Origin of the sequence: Campylobacter sp. P255 (assembly GCF_003627915.1) — a bacterium.
Classification (GTDB): domain Bacteria; phylum Campylobacterota; class Campylobacteria; order Campylobacterales; family Campylobacteraceae; genus Campylobacter_D.
The window spans coordinates 22,701-43,450 of record NZ_NREN01000003.1 but is presented as its reverse complement, the minus strand read 5'-3'; the positions used below and the strand labels follow the sequence as shown (position 1 = coordinate 43,450).

Sequence of the window (20,750 nt, the reverse complement as noted above, 5' to 3'; positions counted from 1 at the left end):
TCTTATGATGAGTTTATCGATGGTTGGTGTCTTACACGCCAACCATTTATTTTTAAATCAAGACTGCTACGATGGTCTTGATTTGACTGTAATTCAAGATCCCTTTTTTCAAAAAACTACAAAAATAAAATCTAATTTTTCTTTGCAAGCGATTATTTCAAATAAAGTCAAGATTGACAATAAATGGTATGCTTTAAATGATAATATTGATGGTTTTAAGATTGCTGAGATAAAAAATTCTCAAGTTGTATTGATAAAGGAAGAAAAACGAATGGTTTTAGATTTGTATGAAAAAAATAATATTTTTATTTATTAGCTTTTTAATTTATACAGATGTTTTAGCAAGTGAATGTAAACAGCGATTTTTTGATATTAGCGTTGAAAGTAAAACTTCTTTACTTGAAATTTTAAATGAATTAGGTAGAGAATGTGGTTTTAGTCTTATTATTAAAGATGAGCTTGCTAGGGGAAAATTACTTCATGATCAAAACTATTTACATATTAGAAAACTCTCTTTAAGAGAAATTTTTAAACTTCTACTAGAAGAAAATAATCTTGCGTATGAATACACTAAAAATGTTCTAAAAATTTATGGAAGACAAGTAAAAACTTTTAAAATTCATTATATTAGCTCCATTCGCGAGGGGCAAAGCATCACCAAGGCTTCAGTGGATTCAAGGCCTAGACAAGGAGATTATGATAACGCAAAAGAGGCGGATAATTTAGTCATTAGTACTGATAGGTTTGATTTTTGGGAAAAAATTTCAGAAGAAATTCAAAGTTTACTTGATGAAAATTCAACCCGACCCATCATCAACACTAATGCAGGAATTATTACTTTAAATGCTACGCCATATGAGCTTGAAAGGGTTGAAAAATATCTTAGTGATTTAAACAAAAGGCTTAAAAAGCAAGTTTTAATTGATGTGAGTATAGTTGCAGTGCATTTAAATCACTCTCATTCAAGTGGGATTAATTGGCAAGAGCTGGCCTTTAGACTAAATGGTGATGAGGATGACTTTATAATCAATAAAGGCGGTGTAAGAAATATTAATCTAAAATCAAATATTGAAACTAAAGCTATTTTAAATTTATTACAAGAAAATGGTAAAACTACTGTGCTTTCTAATCCAAAACTTATGGCGCTTAATAATCAGCAAGCTATTATTTCTATAGGAGATACGATTAATTATCAAGTAAAAGAAAGTTCCAAAGGGACTGAAAATGGCACAACTATTAGTGAAACTTATAATAATTATTCTATTTTTGTCGGCATTTTACTTAATATTTTACCAGAAATTTCAGATGATCATAAAATTATGCTTAGGATTAACCCAAGTTTGAGTGATTTTAAATATAGCGTTGATAACCATCGTCAAAATAAGCCAAGAAATATTGCGCCTGATACTATACAAAAAAAGCTTTCAACCGTTGTTGAAGTTGATGATGGGCAAACTTTGATTTTGGGTGGATTAATTAGCAAAAATACCATTAGTAATCATAACGAAGTAAGCGCTTTGTCCAAAATTCCAATTTTTGGTGCTTTGTTTCAAGGAAAACAAAATTTAGAAGATACTAGTGAAATAGTGTTTATTATCAAACCAAGTTTGATAAAAGCAGATAAAAAAATACTTAGCTTGAAAGATTTGGGATTTACGCATGAAGATGATATGTTTTAGCCTTTTTATTTATTTGTCCTTTGTGAATGCAATGGATATTCAAAATGAAAGTTTTGAGCAAAATGTTTTTTATGAAAAATTTATTCATCATCCAAGTTATGAGAACGCTTTAAATTTGGCTAAGTTTTTCTATCAAAATAAAGATTATAATAAGGCTATTTTTTGGGCTATAGAGGCAAATGACTTTGAGCTTTTGGAAAAAGATGCATGGTTGATATTTATCAATGCTAAATTAAAACTAGGAAAACATCAAGATGCTCTAAAAGCTAAAAAAGAGTATGAAAAACTTCTAGGATATGAAAATTGAATTATGCTATAGTTGAACAAGATTTTAAACTTTTAGATGAATCTACTTTAAGGCAAATAGCACTAGAAAATCAAATGTCTTATCTAGATTTACATGAAAATATGGAATTAGAAAAATACCTTAACATCTTGCCTCTTTCATTAATAGAGCAATATCAAATATTATGCTTTAAAGAAGATGAAGAAAGTGTTAGTATAGCTTCTTTTAAGCCTTTGGAAGAAGAAGTTTTGGAAAAAATACAAAATTTACATCGTTTGAAAATTATCAAAATACATCTTTGTGTTTTTACACTTTTTCAATTTTTTCTAGAAAAAGTGAAATTTTTAATCAAATTTCAAAACTATCTTGATCGCTTAGAGCTTCATTTAAGCAAAGATGAAAATCAAGATGAGATTTTATTAGAGCAGTTTTTGGAACTAATTTTATCTTATGCGTGTTTTTTAAAAGCAAGTGATATTCATTTAGAGCCTTTAGAAAATAAAGCCTTAATAAGATATAGAATAGATGGAAATCTAGCCAAAATACTTGATTTTGATTTACGATCTTTTCAAGCTTTGTTGACTCATATAAAGATTGTTGCTTTGTTGAATGTAGCCGAACAAAGACAAGCACAAGATGGAAGCTTTAGTAAGATATTGTTAGAACAAAAGTATGATTTTAGAATTTCTATTATGCCTTTATTATATGGACAGGGGGTTGTTTTTAGGATTTTAAAGCAAGATGAACAACAATTTAAATTAGATCAGTTGCTGATCGCAAAAGATCGGTTGCTTCGATTAAAAACGTATATAAAAGCTCCTTATGGTTTGGTTTTATTTTGTGGACCTACAGGAAGTGGTAAAAGTACTTTTATGCATGCTATTTTAAATGAAATTGATCGCGATAAGAAAATTATCACTCTAGAAGATCCTATAGAGTATAAACTTCAGCACGCCCAGCAAATTCTTTTAAATTCTAAGGCGGATTTTGATTTTCATAAGGCATTAAGGGCGGTTTTAAGACAAGATCCTGATGTGATCATGGTGGGTGAAATCCGAGATGAGGAAAGTTTAGATATAGTTTTAAAAGCCTCTTTGAGTGGGCACTTGGTGTTAAGTACTTTGCATACTAACAGTGCTTTGGAAGCAGTTTATAGAATGAAACATATGGGTGCAAAAGAATACCTAATCGCTTATTCTCTTAATTTGATCATAGCACAGCGTTTACTTAGAAAGCTTTGTGAATGTAAAGAAGCTAGTTTTGAAACATTTTGCTTTCAAAATCAAACTATAAAAGGAATGTTTTATAAGCCAAAGGGATGTGCTAAATGCATGTATAGCGGCTATAAGGGTCGCTTAATGGTGGCAGAGTTTTTGTTTTTAGATCAAAATATCAAAAGTATGATAGAAAATAACTCAAGTTATGAAGGTATTTTGCAATATGCTTTAAAGAATGGTTTTGTTGGTTTAGGTTTTGATGCTTTAGAAAAGGCAAAATGCGGTTTAATAAGCATAGAAGAATTAAAAAAGACAAGTATTTGAAAAAATTTATTATTAATTATATTGTCAAAGAAAAGTCAAAACAACGCATTATTAAAGCAAATAATTTATATGAAGCTAGAATGATTGCTTTAAAATCACATTTTGAAATTATAAGTATTGAAGAGTATTTTGGTGCGGTAAAATATAAATTTAAAGATGAGGATTTGATTTTTATCTTAAAAGATTTAAATATGATGTTAAAAGCGGGATTGAGCCTGCAAGAAGCTATTTTAGAATTTTCACGCTCAAATTATGAAAAACAAGTGGCGCAAATTTTTAATATTATTTATCAAAAATTAAGCAATGGAAGCACTTATGATCAAGCCTTTGCCAATGTATTAAGTGTTAGAGAATGTGCTATTTTAAAAATTTGTGAAGGTAAGGGTGATTTACATCAAGCTTTTGGTATTATTATTGATTTAAAAGAAAAACATCTTCGTAACCTTAAACAATTTAAAAAAGCTATGGCTTATCCATCGTTTGTGTTTGCTTGTATCATTTTAGCTTTTGTTGTTTTGATGGTGTTGGTTTTACCTGAATTTAAAAACTTATTTGCACAGCTAGAGCTTGATTTGCCACAAATTACACAAATCCTTTTTCATATAGGGGATTTTTTTAATCAATACTACATTTATTTTGCAATACTTCTTTTATGCTTTATTTTTGCAGTGTATTTAAGTAGAAAGGCATTGTATTTTCATAAATTGCTTTTTTATTTGCCTATTTTTGGAAAAATCATGCTTTATCAGGAACAATTTTGCTTCTTTTTAGTCTTTTCTTATTTATCAAAATCAGGTGTTGATGTCAAAAGGGCTTTTGGATTAGCTTGCGAAAGTATAAGAAATTCATTTTTTAAAAATACTATGTATGCTGTAAAAACATCTTTTGAATCAGGTCTTAGTATGGATCAAGCTTTTTTTAAGACTAAATTTTTCGAGCCTTTTGTTATAAGAATGCTAAAGTTAGCTTTAAAAAGTTCAAAGTTAGATGAAAGCACTTATGAGCTTGCAGTATTTTATGAATACAAAAAAGAAAGTTATACTCAAAAATTTTTTTCTTTATTGGAACCTTTGATGACTGTTTTTATGGCGATTTTAATATTGATCTTGGCTTTAGGTGTTTTCTTGCCTATGTGGCAAATTAATCAAGCTTTTTAAGCAAGATAATCATAAGCAACTTTGATTATGGTTAGAGCAACTATAGTTAAAAAAAGCTTTTTGATAAAAGTTCCTTGAGTTTTTAAGACTAATTTTGATCCTATAAAAGCTCCTAGAATTTGACCTATACCCATTAAAATTCCAACTTTCCAAAGCACTTCATAAGAATACAAAAATACAGCTAAAGCTACGATATTGCTAGTGAAATTTAAAATTTTGGTATTAATACTAGCATTTTTCATGCTAAAACCAAGAAATATCACACAAGCAAAAATCCAAAAAGAACCAGTACCAGGACCTAAAAAACCATCATAAAAACCGAGCAATAAACCAAAGATGATTTGAAAACTTGTGGTACTCATTTTAGCTTTATTGTGAATATGTCCTAGATCGGGTTTGAAAATTGTATAAAAAAAGATCAAAATAAGACAGATTAAAACAACAATTTTTATAGCATCTTGATCAATAAGTAAAACTGCATAAGTTCCAATAGCAGCACCAATAGCAGTAAATAAAATTCCTAAAGCTATTTTTTCTATATGCATGGATTTTCTATAAGCTAGTACTGCGGTAAATGAACCAAAGGTACTTTGAAGTTTATTGGTAGCTAAGGCTAAATGCGGGGGAATGCCACAGGCAAATAAAGCAGGTATGGTAATAAGCCCACCACCACCTACGATAGCATCTACACAACCTGCAAAAGCAGCAACAAAAAATAAAATCACATAGTAAGTTAATTCAAGCTCCATAAGCTTTCCTTATTTTGTCCGATTCGATATAAAGCAAAATCATATTTAACAGGATCGGTAGGATCTAGTTTTCTAAGATTTTGCGTAAGTTCCATAACACTTTTGAAGTCATAAATCTTACGCTTTAAAAGCTTAAGTTTCAATGAAACTTTATGTGTGTGGGTATCTAAGGGTATAAGTAGGTCTTTTTTGTTGATATTTTTAAATAATCCTAAATCAAGCTCGTCTTTTCTCACCATCCATCTAAGATACATATTGTAGCGTTTTAGAGGTGATTTGGGGTAGTTAAATTCTTTAGAGAAGAAAAATTCATAGCCATAACTTCGGTAAGAGTTAACTTTGTAAACTTTTTCCATAAAGGCTTGAATACCTTGAATAATATCATGTTCTTTTTGATAGCCTTGGGTAAAAATATTTTCAATGCTATCCTCATTTTTTATACGCTTGAGTGTGATAAAAATTTGTGCGATATCTTGAGAATTTTGAAAGCGATATTTTAATGCACTGCATTCTTTGATGATGTCAACATCGGCTTTTTGTAGTAAGGAAAAGTCAAGCTTTTTTAGAAAATTGACAATATTCTTGGCATTTCCATATGCAAATAAGGCACAAATTAAAGCAATACTTTCGTCTTTATAAATACTTGCAATTTGCAAAGGATCAGGATAAGAAAAAAGCTCTTTTTGAGTGTTTTTGCTTAAGATAGCCTCATCTAAAAGAGCTTTAATATGCATTAAGATTTTAAGCCAAGTAAGGTTTCAAGCATTTGATCAACAGTGGTTACGATTTTAGCTGCAGCACCGTAGCTTGCTTGGTATTGTATAAGTGCTGCTAATTCTTCGTTGGTATTTACTCCGCTTTTGGATTGATACTCTGCATATGCTGTGTTAAAAATGGTTGTGTTGGTTGCATGTGCAAAATTATTGCTTTCTGCATTTGAAGCAATTTGACCTGTAAATTTTCTATAATAACCATCTAAAGTCATGGTGTCTACAGTGCCATCTTTGTTGTAGAAATTAACTTTTTGGGTTTGTAGTTGCAACATTGCATTTGCTACATCGTTATTACCATCAACACCATTTGAGCTTGCTTTTAGGCTATTTGGATCGTTTCTAATGCTTGAGTTGACATTAATATCATTTGCATCTTGACCATTAAAAAACGAAGATACATTCAAAGCGCCAGGAAAATTAGTTCCATTGTCTTTAAAAGCTATTTTATAGCCTTCTTTTAAGCCATTGATTTGGAAATTTCCACTATCGCTTTGACCATCATAATGGTAAAAGGCTTTAAAATAATCATCTAAATCATTGCCTGGTTTACTATCTTTATTATCATCGATATCAGCATTGATTTGTTTGATCACATCTTCTATGGTGGTATTGACATCGATTTTTATGGTTCTTTTGGCTGCTTCTTTACCTTCATTGTCGTATATGATAATATCAAAACTACCTGCTTGAATGTTTTTATCATAACTCATCAAAGATGTATCAGGTTTTAGACCATTTAGATTGTCTGAGTTTACCTTGTCAGTTGCTGCTTGAGCGTAGACATTATTAGTTTGTGTGATGAGTGTTTTTGTAAAAGTATTTAACATATCTTTGTAATCTTGTAAAATTCCATCACTGTAAGTGTCATGATTGCCATCATAGTTTCTACCTCTAAGATCTAGTTGTGCTCCTAGTTGTCCACCTGAAATTTTACCTGTTAAATCATAGCGATTTTCATCATTGACTTCATAATAAATTTGGTAAAAACCATTAGGATTGTTGTTGTCTAGTTTTAAAGGGTGAAAACTAGATCCATTGACAATGCTAAAACCTTGAATACTTAAGTCATAATATCTTCCTGAATCTGTCATGGTTGATTCTAAGGTGCTATCTTGAGAGCTTTTTCCTTTCCAGGCGACTGCATTAACTAGTTTTGAAAGTCTAAGTTCAAGTTCATCTCTTTTATCTCTAAGTTGGTTGGCATTATCAGTTGGTAAAACTTCCTCGTTTTCAAGTTGTTTGTTGATATTTGCGATTTCTTGACCGATGTTGTTGATTTCATCTACAGTTTGTCTAATTTCTTCATTAACAGTTTGTTGCATTTTATTAAGATCTTGCAAGGTTTTTTGTATGTTTCTTGTGAGTACATTTGCACTTTCAACAAGATCAATTTTACTAGCACCATCACTTGGATTAGAAGCGAAGTTGTTCCAAGCATCATAATAGTTTTTATAATCTTGCAAAATACCAGTGCCTTGCATATCAGGAAATCTTTGGCTTGCCTCTTGTAGAATTTGCCCCAAGTAATTGGTGTATTGTTGTTGAGTGGAGGCGTTTTTTAACTCATAATAAGAATGCTCATCGTGCAATCTTTTGATGGTGTCAATTTGCGTTCCTGTTCCTAAGTGTAAGCCACCTCTATCAATGGACATTCCAGAACTTTGTACAGCTCTTTGTCTAGTGTAAAAAACCGCATCTGCATTGGCGATGTTATTGCCTGTGGTGTTGATTTGAAGTTCAGCAGCTCTAATACCGCTAACTCCTGTATATAAACTGTCAAAAATTCCCATAATCTTAACCTTTAAACATTGATCTTAAATAGTGAATCTGGAATAGTTTTTTGATCTCCATAAGCATTATTTGTTCCACTTTGTTCAAACATCGTGTTTAAAAGATTGTCATAAAAGTTTTTAATGATGAGTACTAATTTAGCGTATTCTTTGTTTTTTTGGTGCAAGGTATTTAAATTTTGCTTTAAGAGTGCTAATTTTTCTTTATCTTCTTCATCTAAAAGTTCATCTAAGCCTTTGTTGTTGCCTTGATTGCTAAGATCTACTAGGGCTTTATCAAGATTTTTTTTAGCAAGTTGAAAATCACTTACAAGTTTAGTTTTATCTTCAATGCTTTGACTTACATGTTTGTGGTTAGCAGTTTGAATTTGAGCAATATCTTCTAGAGTAAGATTGATGAGTTTTTCTAAAATAGAATTTGTTTCGTCTAAGTATTGTTTAACCATTTTTTATCCTTTCTTAGGCACTAACCCAAAAAAGGATAAAAACTATAATAAAGAATCTGCTATTGCTTTAGAAGTAGCTTGTAGGTCTACTTTATACTCGCCATTTTTAATTTGAGAAGCAATGATAGATGCTTTACTTTCTTCTGCCTTTTGAGTTTCTTTTGCCTTGTTATTTTCTTTGTTTTCTGTTTTGTTTATATCATTAGTAGCGACTTGAGCTACATAACTTTGATGTATAGGGTTTATCATTTTAAGCCTCCAGTTCTATTGAAAAACTCTAAGAACTATATCGACACTTAAAAAATAAATTAACCCCTTTCTTTTAAATAATCAAATAATAATTTTGAAAAACCTAACCCCCCGCTTAATGCTTTACTCATAGTATCATTATACATAGATGAATAGATTTCATCGCTTGCATCTTTTCCAAATAAAGAATTTTCTTGTTTTAAAGAAATATCCAAAACACTTTTGATTAAAAAAGCTTCAAAAGCATCAGTTTGTTCTTTTAAAGCTTTATCTTCATCATTTAATGCTTGTATATGAGTTAAATCATTTTTAAAAGCACTATCTGCATAGTTTTTAGCAGCTTTGTAGCTATTGTTGTTTTTGGTAATGCTTTCATAAAGCTCACTGCTATAATTTTTACTCGCTAAGTAATTATCCACTCTCATTATATTACCTCTAATTCAGCGCTAATTGCACCAGCTCTTTTTAAATTTTGCATAATAGCTATGATATCATTTGGAGCTGCGCCAAGTTTATTAAGCATTCTTGCTATGTTTGCTACGGTTGTTTTGTTGTTTGTGATTTTTAAAGTATTAGATACAGGATCTAAAATTCCACCATCTTTCATATCGATTTCATTTTGTCCTAAAGCTACAGTATTGTTGGGATCAATTTTTATCGTGATATCTTTATGGGTGATTAATATAGGTTCAACTTCTATATTTACACCAGCTACGATAGTTCCAGTTCTTTCATCAATAATCACTTTACTTTCAGGAGTATAAGCGATATCTTGCTCTAATACTCTTGCCATAAATTCAACATGAGAAAATTCTTCAGGCTTAGTAAGTTTAATGGTTCTTGAATCTAATGCTTTAGCAATATCTGCATCAAAGATTGTGTTTAAAACTCTTTCAATATTGTTTGCTGTTTTAAAATCAGCATCTTTTAAGCTTAAAATCAGATCATCTGTTTGACTGAAATTTTGAGGTATTTCTCTTTCAACTACTGCGCCATTGATTACATTTGCTGAGGTTGAATGCGTCCCTGTAGCACCTGGTCTTGGGCTAAGTCCACCTATAGCTAAGGAGCCTTGAGCTACTGCATAAATTTCACCATCAACCCCTTTTAGAGCTGTCATTAACAAGGTGCCACCTTGTAAAGACTTTGCATCACCCAAAGAAGCTACGCTTACATCAAGTTTATCCCCGCTTCTTGCAAAAGCAGGAAGTTTTGCTGTAACCATTACAGCTGCTGTGTTTTTTGATTTTATATCGCCTGGGCTAACTTTTACATTCATACCTTGAAGCATATTTGAGATTGATTGTAGGGTAAATTCACTACTTGTGCCGTCTCCGCTTCCATTTAAACCCACAACCAAACCATATCCTATAAGTTGGTTATCTCTAACACCTACTACATTGGTAAGTTCTTTAATAGTGGCAGCAAAAACACTTAAACTTAGTGCTAAGCTTAAAAATAATATTCTCATCGATTCTTCCTTTAATCTATGCTTTTACATAAGATTAAAGCAAAAAAAGTTCCAAAATCAAGTAAGACTATAAAAACTTAGAGTAGTTGAGCCAAATTTTCTTTCTTTATTTTTTTCAAAATTTTGTATAGCAGCAGGTGTTTTAAAAGTGCTATGGTGTTCTATGATGATGATTTTTACATTGGTGTTTGAGATGTTTTCTATTAACTGAAGTGTTTTTTGATAGATGTCAAAAAAACCTTCTCTAATATCAAAAGGTGGATCAAGGTATAAAATGATATCCTCTTGAGAATTTTGAATGATTTGAGGAGTTTTTTTGAAAGTATCATCGTGAAAACAAATGGTATTTTGATCAATACTAGAAGCGTTTTTGGAAGCAATCTCGTAAGCTTTTTTGTCTTTTTCTATAGCATAACTTTTTAAGCAGCCATTACTTCTTGCTTCTAGTGCCATTAAAGCACTTCCGCCAAAAGCTTCTATGAAAACCTTATTTTGCAATGAAAAACGTAAGACATTGAAAACACAAGATTTTACTATACTTTTGGTGCTTCTTGTGGTATCTAAACTAGGAAGTAGAATTTTTTTACCCTTGTAAATTCCGCTTTCTATGCTAGTGTAAATTTTAGGTATTTTTTTGGCGTTAGACTTTTTCTTTTCTTTTTCTTTATAGGAATTTAAAAAATCTTTTACACTTTGATATTCTGGATTTTTACGCATTATTGCTTTCTTCTTTGATGAGATTTTTAAGTTCTGCTTTGTAAAGATCAAACAATGCATCGATTTTTTCGTGACTTTCTTGACGTAATTGTTCTAAGATAGCTTCGCATTTTTGATTCATGATTTTTTTCTCACGCATTGCTATTTTGTAGGCAATATTTTGCAAGCTTGCATTAAAATCATTTAAAGCATTGAGTAACTCTTCCATACTAAAAGGTAAGGTTAGGAAGTTGGATTTTTTATTGATGATAAATTGTGGCTTTTGTGTGTTAATTTTTTCATCACATACTAAAAAATCACAATCTTTCTTTAAAACTAAAAAATCTTTTAAAGCAACTTCTAGAGTTTTTTCTAAAATTAAATCTTTGCATTCAAGAGCGATTTTCATTGATTAAACTCACTTTTAATTTATGTTTTTTTAAAGTGTATGGTACTATACCTAGGGCTAAATTTGCAAGTTCTGCAAAGCTTAAAATATAAAAATCTTCAAAATTTCTATTTGAGCTTACTTGTAGTTCTTTTGCGCATTTATCAAACATATAAAAAGAGTAAAAGTCTTCCACTACTAAAAAATCACATCCGCTATCATATGCATCTAGCACAATAGAGGCGGCACATTTATATGCTAGCTCCGTGTTTAAATTTAAAAAACTATAACCACAGCTTTTGTATTTTCTTTCAAAATCAATCGTATTAGCCTTGAGAATTTGGGCCAATTCCAAAGAGCACTCCGCGTCTGAAAATCCTTGATATACACCTATATTAAATTGATCAAAAAAGTGTTTAATATGCTCTTGTTTAAGATGATCTAAAAATATTCTTGGAGCATATTGAATTGGTTCGATTTTGCTCATAATTTCATAAGATCCATACTCACATGCTGCGATATTGTCTTCATTCATCATTCTAGAATATTCATCTAAGATATCTTTTGGATCATAATCAATAATAAAATAATTTTTTCCTAAGGGTTTTTCGCAAAGTGAACTTTCAACGCCGACTATATCTAAAGCATTTTTGATAATATCAAAATAACAAAACAAGTCATTGTTGTTATTGGTGTAGATTTTATACATTTTCATTCCTTAAAAAATACTTCTTGCAAGGCCTGTTTTTACAAGCATCATTTTTAGTTCATTGATGTAGGATTCATAATCTAACTCATTAGAAGAAATGAAATTTTTAAATTTTGTATGGTAGTAAATTCCTTTTTCTTCATCTGCTACAAGTTTAAGAAATTGTGGTGTTTTTTCTGGATATTTTAGTAGCATTTTGTATGCAAAGATAAAGAAACTATCACCTAAATACTCAGGTAAAAATTCTCTCACTTCGCTTGTATAATATAAAAAATCATACTGTTTGTATAACTCTACATCGTGAGTGTCAATTAGATCTTTAAAAAGCTCTAGCTTTTCTAAAAAATCGCTTTTATCCATGATCAAATCTTTTATAGCCCTTTTGGTATCTAGCGGTTCTATGATAAGTTCATTGCCAAATCTTTCGATGATATTGTTTAGGTTTCTTCTTTGTCTAATGGAAACTTGATTGACTTTAATGCAACTTTCTGGATTTTCTTCAAAGTCAAAATATATATCATCTTTTTTTACCTGTGTTAAGATATCAAAAACGCTGTTAAAGTTTTTGCTATCATAAACATAGGGTTTATAGTAGGCTAGATAATCACTGTTTTTATCAAAACGAAAAATTCTTAAAGTTATTTGCATAATTTATCCTTGCTATTATTTTCCATTATATACATTTTAAACTTATAAAAATTTGATTATTATATAAAATTAAATGCTTTTTGTATAAAATATTCACATGGATAAAGAAAAAAGAATCATAAGTGCTTTTGCAAATTCTATCAATGGTGATGATGGTGCTATTGTAGATGGATATTGTTATTCTAAGGATTTGTTTTGCGAGGATATTCATTTTAAGCGTTCTTGGATGAGTTTAGAGCAAATTGGCGCAAAAGCAATGCTAGTGAATATCTCTGATGCTATCGTGATGAATGCTACTCCAAAATACGCCCTTTTGGGTCTTTCTTTGCCAAAGTGTTTAGATATGAAACAAATTAAGTCTTTACAAAAAGGCTTGTTGGATACTGCTAAAGAATTTGGAGTGCAAATCATAGGCGGTGATACAACTGCTAGCGATAAGATTAATATTAGTATTACTATTATTTCAAAAGTTAATCAAAAGGCAATTTTTAGGAAAGGTTTAAAACGAGGAGATTTGCTTGCTTTTAGTGGAAAATTAGGAGATAGTTTAAAAGGTTTAAATATTTTACTTCGAGGTGGAAAATTGCATTCAAAACACCGTTTTATAAAGCCTAAATTAAGACAAAATTTTTTTTATGATATTGCAAAAAAAGTAAGAGTAAGTATGGATATTTCAGATGGTTTAAATAAAGATCTTTCGAGAATGTTATTTTTAAATCATCTTGGTGTAAAATTTCTAAAAAAAATAGACCGACTAAGTTTAAATAGTGGGGAAGAATATGAAATTTTATTCGCATTTGATAAAAAACATAAAGCATTGATACAAAATTTAGCCAAAAAACATAGAGTTAAATTAAATATTTTTGCAAAAACAACCACAGGAAGGTATAAATTTTATGGAAGAGAACATCATTTTTAAACCCTTATATAGTTTAAAGCACACCCCAATTAATGTGCATTTTTCAAAAAATAGCAGTGATTTTGTGGTTAGAGAAAGACCGCTATATGAATTTAGTGGTAAAGGGGAACATTTAGTACTGCATTTACAAAAAAAAGATCTTAGTACAAGTGAAGCTTTGAGAATTTTGAGTGAACATAGCGGTATTAAGATGAGAGATTTTGGCTATAGTGGTCTAAAAGACAAGCAGGGTTTGACCTTTCAATATATCTCTATGCCTAAAAAATACGAAGAGAGTTTGAAAAATTTTAAACATGATAAAATGAAAATTTTAGACAGTTTTTATCATGATAATAAGCTTAGAATAGGGCATTTAAAAGGAAATTCTTTTTTTATAAGATTAAAAAAAGTTTCCAAAGTAGATGCATTAAAAATTGATCAAGCTTTTAAAAATATCCAAGAGCAAGGCTATGCTAATTATTTTGGGTATCAGCGTTTTGGCAAATTTCAAGACAATTTCTTGCAAGGATTAGAGATTTTAAAAGGTAAAAAAATCAAAAATAAAAAAATGCAAGAATTTTTAATTTCTGCTTTTCAAAGTGAACTTTTCAATAGATATTTAAGTAAAAGAATTGAACTTTCACATTTTGTCAATGATTTTAATGAAAAAGAATTGCAACAAATTTATGCATTAGGTAAGGATGAAATTAAAAGCTTAAAACAACAAAAACAATTTTTTAAACTTTTAAAGGGTGATGTTTTGGGGCATTATCCATTTGGCAAGTGCTTTATATGTGAAGATTTATCAAGTGAGTTGGAAAGATTTTACCGAAGAGATATTAGCGCAATGGGGTTGCTACTAGGATCAAAAGCGTTTGAAGCTGGTGATGGTTTAGCGAAAAAGCTAGAGAATGAAGTTTTTTCTTTTGCTTATGAATTTAAAGATAAAATGCAAGGATCAAGACGCTTTATGTGGTCTTATTTGCAAGATTGTAAAAGTTACTATGATGAGGAAAAAGCCCATTTTACCTTAGAGTTTTTCTTGCAAAAAGGCTCATATGCAACGGTGGTCTTGGAGGAAATTTTACACACGGATATCTTTGAGCAAACTCATAATATATAATTTTAAAATTGATATTGAGTATCAGTTAAAATTTATCTTTTATAAATTATAATAACAATTATCATTTTTATAAAAGGAAAACTCAATGTCAGTTTTGGTTATCGGTGCGGATGAAATCACTCCAATTAAGGCGGTTTTGACAAATTTAGGTGCAAAAAACATAGAGCATTGGGATGCTAGAAATGAAAATAGGGTTAATAGAAAGCCTATCCCTCAAAATACCGAATGCATAGTTATGCTGACTAGCTTTTTAAATCATAATACTATGAAAAAAATCAAAACAGAGGCAAAAAAGCGCAATATACCTTTAGTATGCGCCAAAAGAAGCGTGAGTTGTGTTTATTGTGAGTATTGTAAGGTATTTGGTTTAGATCAAAGCTATGAATGTATGAAAAAGGCTTGAGTATGTTTGGCTTTAATGCAAAAGGAGATCTTGTTCCTGTTATTTTTAAGGATTTAAAGCAAGAGTATATTAATGATATATTTTTAAATTTATACAATGCTTTGGTGGATAATGATTTAAAGGTGTCTTATTTTTATGCTAAAAAAGCTAGCAGTATAAGAAATATTTTTGAATTAAAAATTCAAAGCATGTGTAAAAGTTTTGCTATAAAAAGAACAAAGATAAAATACTTTTGTCCTTACTCACATAAAATCATCAAAGCTTTTATGGAAGGTAGTTTAGCGCAGTTAAATCTTGATGATAAAAGTCCAAAATATACTATGGCAAAGATGATTCAGCATGTATTTTTATCGTCAGAATTTATATTAAATCCACAAGTTGGCTTTGAAAGTTTTGTATATGAGAAAATATGTAGAAGCAATGTAAAAGCTAAAGTAGATATTTGGGGCAAGATGATTGTTATTGATAATAAAATGGCTATAATGCCTTTATTTTATGATGATAATAAAAAAGATATTGAAATGGCTTTAAGTTTTATAAGAGAAAATTCTTTTGAGCGATTTTATATTGTGTATCCAAGAAATAAAAATTTCACTCAACATAAAGAAATCAGACATATTTTATGTGAAAATAACAAAACTTTGTTAAAATTAGTTCCCTATACTATTAATAATCAAATTTTAAGGAGATGTTAAATGTCAGTAGCAGTAATTTATGGTAGCTCTATGGGCAACACAGAAGGCGCAGCAAATATGATTGCACAAAAATTAGGAATTTCAGATGTATTTAATATCGCAGATATTGATGCAGATAAAATCAATTCTTATGATAAATTAATTTGTGGTACTTCAACTTGGGGAAGTGGAGATCTTCAAGATGATTGGGACGGATTTGATTTTTCATCACTAAGTCTTAGTGGTAAAACAGTTGCAGTTTTTGGTATGGGTGATAGCGAAAGTTATTCAGATACTTACTGCAGTGCTATGGGAAAATTAGCTCAGGCTTTAAAAGCTGCGGGTGCAAATTTGGTAGGTGCTGTTTCTACAGGTGGTTATACTTTTGAATCAAGCGATGCAGTAGAAGGTGATAAATTTGTAGGATTAGCTTTAGATAATGATAACCATGAAGATCTAACTGAAAGTAGAATTGATACTTGGTTAGAGCAAATTAAACCTCACTTTTCTTAATACGAAGATGCCATAAGGCATCTTTTATAAATTTAAAACTTTCTTTTCTTTGTTTCACTGAGTATATCTTGTGCTAAAGAATCCACTTCATTTGCAATGTTATTGGTTTGTATTGCTGTTTGTGAATTTTGTTGAGTTAGTTTTTCTATGGTAGCAACAGATTCGTTGATTTGACTAATATCATCTGCTTCTTCTTTGATTGCTTCTCCCATATCACTAATAGATTGAGCCAAGATATTAGTATTTGCTTCGATTTCTCCTAAAGATTTTTGTGTTCTTTCAGCTAAATTTCTTACCTCTTCGGCAACTACAGCAAAACCTCTACCATGCTCTCCTGCTCTAGCAGCTTCAATAGCAGCATTTAAAGCTAGTAAGTTAATTTGCTCAGCAATATCTGAAATCACCGTGGTTACGCTTTTTATGTCATTGCTTTGTTTTACTACATCTTGTGCTTTAATAGAAATTTCACTCATAGCCGAATTCATTTGTTCTAATGCTCTAGCGCTTTCTTGTAAAGAAGAGGTTTGGTGGGTGGCATCGTTGGTAAGTTCTTGCATACTTTGTTTTAATGCTTCAGCTTTTTGGTTGAGTAATTCGCCTTGATTGAGTGATTGTAAAAGCATGTTTTTGATCTCGTTTCCAAGACTGTTGATAGCTTTTTCAACATCACCTTTTGGAGTGTCAATGGTTGCGGTGAAATCTAAGTGTTGATAGCTATCAAATACAGCTTGAATATCATTTAAATTGCTACCAATTTTTCTTTGCAAGGTTGCAAGCATACTATTTAATACTTCTATTAATTCTTGAATTTGTGGATTGTTTGCATGGGAAGTGATGTGTAAATCAAGTTCACCTGTTTCTATTTTTTTAGCTACATTAACAGATTCTTCAATAGCTTTTGCATCTTTGGCAAGCGCTTCTTTAATGATCATGATATTTTCATTGATTTCATCTGCCATTTTCCCAAATTCATCTTGTGTTTTTAGTTTAATAGGGTGAGAATGTGCATCTTTGTGGTTTAAATAATTAAAGAAATCATGTAAACCTGAAGAAATGATCGTAATAGGTTTGAGATTATAAGAAATAATCATTCTAATAAACACTATAGTGATAAAAATAGCAATTAAGGAAATAATGATTTGCTCCATTAGTGTTGATCTTGCAGCATCACTATAAAAATCATAATCTGCTATACTACAAATAGTGTATTTTGGATTAATACTACCATTGCAGATTAAAGCTTTGGTGCCTTCTTCTTGAGTTTGTATTTTAAAAATATCTTTTGAAAGGGTCTTGTTTGCACCTTCAGGTGTTTTAAAATAACTTCCTATGATATCTTTACTAATTTGGGTTGAAGTAAGAATTTTTGATGAATCAGTATGAAATAAATATGTACCATCAGCTGCCAAAACTGCTGCATGCGAATAAGGTGTTTTTCCGATTGCTAAAACTTCTTCTGAGAATTTTTTCAAATCATAATCAGCTGCAACGACACCTATTACTTGACCATTTTCTATAATAGGGCTAGCATAAGAAATGGTAGGTTTTTGCATACTAGATGAAATATAAGGTTCTGTTACGACAAGTTGTTTTTTCTCTTTAGCTTCTTGATACCAACCTCTAGATCTTGGATCATATCCGCTATCTGGTGTTTGATTGTTGCCATTTGATCTAAATATTCTTCCATCTTCAAACCCTACATATGTTAGATCAAAACCCAAAGAGTCGCCGATAGATTTTAACAAACTGGTATATTGTTCTGGTGTAAGGGAATTTTTGTTTTCTTTGAGATATTTTGTTAATGAGTGAATTACATTGCGTCTATCGCTTGCATATAGGTCAAATCTTTTACTTACATCAAAAGCAACTTTTTGTTGAAACTGAACTAATAAAGTATGACTATTAGACTTGGATTTAACATAGTTGAATGCACCTAAAACACATAGTAGCACCACAACGAAGATACAAACTAAAAAGGCTATTTTGTTTGAAAAATTACCTAATAGATACTTTTTTGCTGAAAAGAGCATATTTTCTCCTTGAAAAGTCAATACTGACTTTGTAATATTTTGGGTTAATTAATAAGATTTTATTCAAAAAATATTTAAAAAATTATAAATATTATTTAAATTTATTAATAAATATTATTTTTTGAGTCATTTTTTAAATAAAAAATTCTAATTTCTTGGAGAGTAAAATTTTATTATCGGTGTATTTTGCCCATTGTATCTTAAGAGTAAAAATAGAAGCTTTGGCTAATCTTGCAAAAGGAAAAGCGTGATAGTAAAGTGCTTCTTGTTCTTTGGATGCAGTTTGAAAATGTGCTTTAATTTGTACGCCTTTGATGAGGTTGATCACATCAGTATCCAAGGCTATGTTAACTCCAACATTGGGAGTTTTAAGAGCAAGTTGAATATGTTTAGTGTGTTCTTCACTAGCAAAAATTAAGGATAAATTTTTATCATCAAAAGCATAATAACAACTCGCGCAATATACCCCTCCATCATCATCAAGCATGCTGAGGGTGAGAAGTTTTTGAGATTGGATAAAAGTTTTTATTCTTTTATCCATTATTGTTGGCTTTTAAATTTAAGATTTTTTGATAGCTTAAATGTGTTAAAAATATTACATAAAATACTTGCAAAAATAATCCAAACAAAGGAATACTTGATAAAGTGAAAAATACCAATGTACTTATTTTAAAATACAAAGGCGAAGAGTTTTTATAAAAACTATCAAAAGAAGATCGGTCTAAAACATTACTAAGGACATCTAGTAATAAGAGCTTATGAAATAAATAATAAAAAACAGCATAATAAATTACAATGCTAACAAAAGGTATAATCAGTAAAAAAGTTGCCACAGCAAGTAGCAAGCAAAAAATAAATAAAAATTTAAAGCTTTTAAGTAGAACTTCTAGAAAATGAACTTCTTTTTTGATGAGATGATTGTAGTATTTTTGATTGATTTTTTTGACAATATAAGGTGTTAAAAATGAAATAATTAGCATTGTTAAAAATACTGAAGCAAAAACTACAATAAAAAAACCTCCAATTGCACTTAAAAATGCAAGTGAAAATTGCACTATGGAGAAGCTAAAAAACCATGCCATAAAAGAGCCACTTAATGCACTATCGATATAAGAAAAAAAGACATCATAAGTATAAAAAACTAGCAAAGCTAAAACAAGCAAACTTAAAAGAAAAGGTAAAATGGAAAATTTTAAAAAAGGCTTGCTAAGAAAATCTTGCAAGCTTAGGTAAAAGATATTCATTTGATTTGATTGTAAGCTTCTTGAAGTTTTTGGTAAATAGCATTATACTCTAAAGTTTGTTTTAAAATTTGATTTAAAACTTCATTATCCTCTATGCCATTCCATGTTTTTTTATAGCTTCCATCTTTATAACCATTTTCTTGTCTAAATTGATTTAAGATATTTTTTCCAATATAGGTTTTATAAAGCTCGAAGAAATTTAAACCGCATTTTCTAGCTAATACAAAATACACGCTTAAAAGTTCGCCCAAATCATAATCAAAACCACTGCATTTATGGATAATAAGTTCAATATCATTTAATATTCCATAGACATCAGCCTCGTTTGGATTAGGAGTTTCTTTACAAAAATCATCAAAAAAAGTTACAGAAGAAACTTCTTCTGCGATAAAATTTTTATCAGTGATTTGTTTTTCTTTGTACTCTTCTAAGATTAAACTCAAGATAAAATGCCATATGTCAACAATCTCAATGCGTACATTATCCCAGTTTGCAGGCGTATGTATACTTTTCCAATGTTTCCAAGCAAAAGAATCTACAAGTTCGGCACACTCCATATAAATACATCTTCTAAAGCTGATTAATTTTCCTTCTTTGGTATAGCCATTTTCCCAACCTATACCATTGGTATCATCATTAAGTTTTTGTTGGAGTTCGAGCATGCTTTTTAAAATATCTTTTACTTCCATTTGTTTTCCTTTTTTATGCATAAAATCCAAATTCTTTGTTTTCTTCCTCTTTTGCTTTCTCTTCTTGACTTTTATACTGTTCCCAAATTTCTTCTAATAATTTTGTGCTATCTTGGAAAATTTGTTTTTTAATGTCCGCAAGATCAGTTTTTTCCATTTCTTTATTTAAACTCTTATCCATGGTATTAAATAATTCGTGTAAGGTTGCTTTTTTATGTTCTTCATCTTTTGGTTCAGGTAAAGCGTTGCCAATCTTCATCGCAGTAGTTATAATTTCTTTTGGTTTTAAAGTTCCTACTCTTGAGTTTTTCATAAACTCATCGATTTGAGGTTGTACTTTTGCAACAGCTTCTTTGATTTCTTCAATTTCTTCTTCTGAAAGCTTGCTTCCACTATATGAAAATGAAAAGCCAAATTGATTTCTTAGGCTTAAAGTAGCAGAGTTACCATCTCTGTCAAATTTTGCCTCTTTTTTGTCATACATTGAAAAAGAAAGATGATTGCCGTTTTTTGTTTTTATATCCATGGAAAAATTTTGAGAATTGTAGCTAGAAATTTGCATATTATTCCTTTCAAATCATGATTAAAAGCTAT

26 protein-coding genes are annotated in these 20,750 nt (G+C 30.1%); 10 read left to right on the top strand and 16 right to left on the bottom strand.

Going from position 1 to position 20,750, the window contains the following annotated elements; translation table 11 throughout:
• Positions 1-4: 4 nt before the first annotated feature.
• The 5 genes from CKA54_RS02275 to CKA54_RS02255 are packed head-to-tail and all read left to right on the top strand — an operon-like array spanning position 5 to position 4,663.
• Complete coding sequence (locus CKA54_RS02275; protein WP_143297920.1) at positions 5-316, top strand: hypothetical protein; 312 nt, start codon at positions 5-7, stop codon at positions 314-316.
• On the top strand, positions 288-1,679 hold the full coding sequence (gene mshL, locus CKA54_RS02270) for a pilus (MSHA type) biogenesis protein MshL (RefSeq protein ID WP_120759634.1): 1,392 nt from the start codon (positions 288-290) through the stop codon (positions 1,677-1,679). The genes CKA54_RS02275 and mshL overlap by 29 nt, the downstream gene beginning before the upstream one ends.
• Positions 1,660-1,986: a CDC27 family protein gene (locus CKA54_RS02265; RefSeq protein ID WP_120759632.1), complete on the top strand. Its 327-nt coding sequence runs from the start codon at positions 1,660-1,662 to the stop codon at positions 1,984-1,986. The genes mshL and CKA54_RS02265 overlap by 20 nt, the downstream gene beginning before the upstream one ends.
• The gene (locus tag CKA54_RS02260; protein ID WP_120759631.1) at positions 1,983-3,506 is read left to right on the top strand and encodes a GspE/PulE family protein; all 1,524 of its coding nucleotides are present in this window, start codon (positions 1,983-1,985) and stop codon (positions 3,504-3,506) included. The genes CKA54_RS02265 and CKA54_RS02260 overlap by 4 nt, the downstream gene beginning before the upstream one ends.
• Positions 3,503-4,663 (top strand): type II secretion system F family protein, encoded by a 1,161-nt coding sequence (locus tag CKA54_RS02255; protein ID WP_172586659.1) that lies wholly within the window; start codon positions 3,503-3,505, stop codon positions 4,661-4,663. The genes CKA54_RS02260 and CKA54_RS02255 overlap by 4 nt, the downstream gene beginning before the upstream one ends.
• On the opposite strand, the gene CKA54_RS02250 is transcribed toward CKA54_RS02255, so the two are convergent.
• The 11 genes from CKA54_RS02250 to CKA54_RS02200 are packed head-to-tail and all read right to left on the bottom strand — an operon-like array spanning position 4,660 to position 12,582.
• Positions 4,660-5,412 carry a TSUP family transporter gene (locus CKA54_RS02250; RefSeq protein ID WP_120759627.1) on the bottom strand — a complete coding sequence of 251 codons (753 nt, stop codon included), beginning with the start codon at positions 5,410-5,412 and terminating at the stop codon, positions 4,660-4,662. The two genes, CKA54_RS02255 and CKA54_RS02250, sit on opposite strands and share 4 nt — an antisense overlap.
• Positions 5,397-6,146 (bottom strand): TIGR02757 family protein, encoded by a 750-nt coding sequence (locus CKA54_RS02245; protein WP_120759625.1) that lies wholly within the window; start codon positions 6,144-6,146, stop codon positions 5,397-5,399. The genes CKA54_RS02250 and CKA54_RS02245 overlap by 16 nt, the downstream gene beginning before the upstream one ends.
• Positions 6,146-7,975 (bottom strand): flagellar hook-associated protein FlgK, encoded by a 1,830-nt coding sequence (gene flgK, locus CKA54_RS02240; RefSeq protein ID WP_120759623.1) that lies wholly within the window; start codon positions 7,973-7,975, stop codon positions 6,146-6,148. Before flgK ends, CKA54_RS02245 begins: the two co-directional genes overlap by 1 nt.
• A gap of 11 nt (positions 7,976-7,986) precedes the next feature.
• Entirely contained in the window at positions 7,987-8,421 is a 435-nt protein-coding gene (gene flgN / locus CKA54_RS02235; RefSeq protein ID WP_039662981.1) for a flagellar export chaperone FlgN, read from the bottom strand.
• A 42-nt stretch (positions 8,422-8,463) separates the two neighbouring features.
• Positions 8,464-8,670, bottom strand: coding sequence for a hypothetical protein (locus CKA54_RS02230; protein ID WP_047208039.1), 207 nt, complete (start codon positions 8,668-8,670; stop codon positions 8,464-8,466).
• Between the two features lie 59 nt (positions 8,671-8,729).
• Entirely contained in the window at positions 8,730-9,095 is a 366-nt protein-coding gene (locus CKA54_RS02225; protein WP_120759621.1) for a rod-binding protein, read from the bottom strand.
• Positions 9,095-10,141, bottom strand: a complete 1,047-nt coding sequence (locus CKA54_RS02220) for a flagellar basal body P-ring protein FlgI (RefSeq protein ID WP_120759619.1) — start codon at positions 10,139-10,141, stop codon at positions 9,095-9,097. The genes CKA54_RS02225 and CKA54_RS02220 overlap by 1 nt, the downstream gene beginning before the upstream one ends.
• 57 nt (positions 10,142-10,198) lie before the next feature.
• Positions 10,199-10,858, bottom strand: coding sequence for an RsmD family RNA methyltransferase (locus CKA54_RS02215; protein ID WP_120759618.1), 660 nt, complete (start codon positions 10,856-10,858; stop codon positions 10,199-10,201).
• On the bottom strand, positions 10,851-11,246 hold the full coding sequence (locus CKA54_RS02210; RefSeq protein ID WP_120759616.1) for an ornithine carbamoyltransferase: 396 nt from the start codon (positions 11,244-11,246) through the stop codon (positions 10,851-10,853). Before CKA54_RS02210 ends, CKA54_RS02215 begins: the two co-directional genes overlap by 8 nt.
• Positions 11,230-11,934, bottom strand: a complete 705-nt coding sequence (locus tag CKA54_RS02205; protein WP_120759615.1) for a hypothetical protein — start codon at positions 11,932-11,934, stop codon at positions 11,230-11,232. The genes CKA54_RS02210 and CKA54_RS02205 overlap by 17 nt, the downstream gene beginning before the upstream one ends.
• 9 nt (positions 11,935-11,943) lie before the next feature.
• The gene (locus tag CKA54_RS02200) at positions 11,944-12,582 is read right to left on the bottom strand and encodes a DUF5644 domain-containing protein (protein WP_120759613.1); all 639 of its coding nucleotides are present in this window, start codon (positions 12,580-12,582) and stop codon (positions 11,944-11,946) included.
• Positions 12,583-12,679: 97 nt separating this feature from the next.
• Here CKA54_RS02200 and CKA54_RS02195 point away from each other — a divergent pair, with 97 nt between their 5' ends.
• From CKA54_RS02195 to fldA, 5 genes are all read left to right on the top strand, one after another.
• A complete protein-coding gene (locus CKA54_RS02195) occupies positions 12,680-13,501 on the top strand; it encodes a thiamine-phosphate kinase (protein WP_120759612.1) in 822 nt (273 codons plus the stop codon).
• Positions 13,470-14,603: a tRNA pseudouridine(13) synthase TruD gene (gene truD / locus CKA54_RS02190; RefSeq protein ID WP_120759790.1), complete on the top strand. Its 1,134-nt coding sequence runs from the start codon at positions 13,470-13,472 to the stop codon at positions 14,601-14,603. Before CKA54_RS02195 ends, truD begins: the two co-directional genes overlap by 32 nt.
• An 85-nt stretch (positions 14,604-14,688) precedes the next feature.
• Positions 14,689-15,006, top strand: a complete 318-nt coding sequence (locus CKA54_RS02185; protein ID WP_120759610.1) for a DUF2325 domain-containing protein — start codon at positions 14,689-14,691, stop codon at positions 15,004-15,006.
• Positions 14,988-15,701: a hypothetical protein gene (locus CKA54_RS02180; RefSeq protein ID WP_172586658.1), complete on the top strand. Its 714-nt coding sequence runs from the start codon at positions 14,988-14,990 to the stop codon at positions 15,699-15,701. The genes CKA54_RS02185 and CKA54_RS02180 overlap by 19 nt, the downstream gene beginning before the upstream one ends.
• Positions 15,702-16,193 carry a flavodoxin FldA gene (gene fldA, locus CKA54_RS02175; protein ID WP_120759607.1) on the top strand — a complete coding sequence of 164 codons (492 nt, stop codon included), beginning with the start codon at positions 15,702-15,704 and terminating at the stop codon, positions 16,191-16,193.
• A 32-nt stretch (positions 16,194-16,225) separates the two neighbouring features.
• On the opposite strand, the gene CKA54_RS02170 is transcribed toward fldA, so the two are convergent.
• The 5 genes from CKA54_RS02170 to CKA54_RS02150 all read right to left on the bottom strand — a co-directional run bounded on the left by CKA54_RS02170 (position 16,226) and on the right by CKA54_RS02150 (position 20,718).
• The gene (locus CKA54_RS02170) at positions 16,226-18,223 is read right to left on the bottom strand and encodes a methyl-accepting chemotaxis protein (RefSeq protein ID WP_120759605.1); all 1,998 of its coding nucleotides are present in this window, start codon (positions 18,221-18,223) and stop codon (positions 16,226-16,228) included.
• A 133-nt stretch (positions 18,224-18,356) separates the two neighbouring features.
• Entirely contained in the window at positions 18,357-18,764 is a 408-nt protein-coding gene (locus tag CKA54_RS02165) for a pyridoxamine 5'-phosphate oxidase family protein (protein ID WP_120759603.1), read from the bottom strand.
• A complete protein-coding gene (locus CKA54_RS02160) occupies positions 18,757-19,467 on the bottom strand; it encodes an EI24 domain-containing protein (protein WP_120759601.1) in 711 nt (236 codons plus the stop codon). The genes CKA54_RS02165 and CKA54_RS02160 overlap by 8 nt, the downstream gene beginning before the upstream one ends.
• The gene (locus CKA54_RS02155; RefSeq protein WP_120759599.1) at positions 19,464-20,156 is read right to left on the bottom strand and encodes a dUTP diphosphatase; all 693 of its coding nucleotides are present in this window, start codon (positions 20,154-20,156) and stop codon (positions 19,464-19,466) included. The genes CKA54_RS02160 and CKA54_RS02155 overlap by 4 nt, the downstream gene beginning before the upstream one ends.
• Before the next feature lie 13 nt (positions 20,157-20,169).
• Positions 20,170-20,718 carry an ATP-binding protein gene (locus tag CKA54_RS02150; protein WP_120759597.1) on the bottom strand — a complete coding sequence of 183 codons (549 nt, stop codon included), beginning with the start codon at positions 20,716-20,718 and terminating at the stop codon, positions 20,170-20,172.
• Positions 20,719-20,750: the final 32 nt, after the last annotated feature.

Bases quoted from the DNA above. Each gene is read 5' to 3' on its own strand.
- CKA54_RS02275 (WP_143297920.1), top strand. From the start codon at position 5: ATGATGAGTTTATCGATGGTTGGTGTCTTACACGCCAACCATTTATTT.
- mshL (WP_120759634.1), top strand. From the start codon at position 288: ATGAAAAAAATAATATTTTTATTTATTAGCTTTTTAATTTATACAGAT.
- CKA54_RS02265 (WP_120759632.1), top strand. From the start codon at position 1,660: ATGAAGATGATATGTTTTAGCCTTTTTATTTATTTGTCCTTTGTGAAT.
- CKA54_RS02250 (WP_120759627.1), bottom strand. From the start codon at position 5,412: ATGGAGCTTGAATTAACTTACTATGTGATTTTATTTTTTGTTGCTGCT.
- CKA54_RS02245 (WP_120759625.1), bottom strand. From the start codon at position 6,146: ATGCATATTAAAGCTCTTTTAGATGAGGCTATCTTAAGCAAAAACACT.
- flgK (WP_120759623.1), bottom strand. From the start codon at position 7,975: ATGGGAATTTTTGACAGTTTATATACAGGAGTTAGCGGTATTAGAGCT.
- flgN (WP_039662981.1), bottom strand. From the start codon at position 8,421: ATGGTTAAACAATACTTAGACGAAACAAATTCTATTTTAGAAAAACTC.
- CKA54_RS02230 (WP_047208039.1), bottom strand. From the start codon at position 8,670: ATGATAAACCCTATACATCAAAGTTATGTAGCTCAAGTCGCTACTAAT.
- CKA54_RS02225 (WP_120759621.1), bottom strand. From the start codon at position 9,095: ATGAGAGTGGATAATTACTTAGCGAGTAAAAATTATAGCAGTGAGCTT.
- CKA54_RS02220 (WP_120759619.1), bottom strand. From the start codon at position 10,141: ATGAGAATATTATTTTTAAGCTTAGCACTAAGTTTAAGTGTTTTTGCT.
- CKA54_RS02215 (WP_120759618.1), bottom strand. From the start codon at position 10,858: ATGCGTAAAAATCCAGAATATCAAAGTGTAAAAGATTTTTTAAATTCC.
- CKA54_RS02210 (WP_120759616.1), bottom strand. From the start codon at position 11,246: ATGAAAATCGCTCTTGAATGCAAAGATTTAATTTTAGAAAAAACTCTA.
- CKA54_RS02205 (WP_120759615.1), bottom strand. From the start codon at position 11,934: ATGTATAAAATCTACACCAATAACAACAATGACTTGTTTTGTTATTTT.
- CKA54_RS02200 (WP_120759613.1), bottom strand. From the start codon at position 12,582: ATGCAAATAACTTTAAGAATTTTTCGTTTTGATAAAAACAGTGATTAT.
- CKA54_RS02195 (WP_120759612.1), top strand. From the start codon at position 12,680: ATGGATAAAGAAAAAAGAATCATAAGTGCTTTTGCAAATTCTATCAAT.
- CKA54_RS02185 (WP_120759610.1), top strand. From the start codon at position 14,689: ATGTCAGTTTTGGTTATCGGTGCGGATGAAATCACTCCAATTAAGGCG.
- CKA54_RS02180 (WP_172586658.1), top strand. From the start codon at position 14,988: ATGTATGAAAAAGGCTTGAGTATGTTTGGCTTTAATGCAAAAGGAGAT.
- fldA (WP_120759607.1), top strand. From the start codon at position 15,702: ATGTCAGTAGCAGTAATTTATGGTAGCTCTATGGGCAACACAGAAGGC.
- CKA54_RS02170 (WP_120759605.1), bottom strand. From the start codon at position 18,223: ATGCTCTTTTCAGCAAAAAAGTATCTATTAGGTAATTTTTCAAACAAA.
- CKA54_RS02165 (WP_120759603.1), bottom strand. From the start codon at position 18,764: ATGGATAAAAGAATAAAAACTTTTATCCAATCTCAAAAACTTCTCACC.
- CKA54_RS02160 (WP_120759601.1), bottom strand. From the start codon at position 19,467: ATGAATATCTTTTACCTAAGCTTGCAAGATTTTCTTAGCAAGCCTTTT.
- CKA54_RS02155 (WP_120759599.1), bottom strand. From the start codon at position 20,156: ATGGAAGTAAAAGATATTTTAAAAAGCATGCTCGAACTCCAACAAAAA.
- CKA54_RS02150 (WP_120759597.1), bottom strand. From the start codon at position 20,718: ATGCAAATTTCTAGCTACAATTCTCAAAATTTTTCCATGGATATAAAA.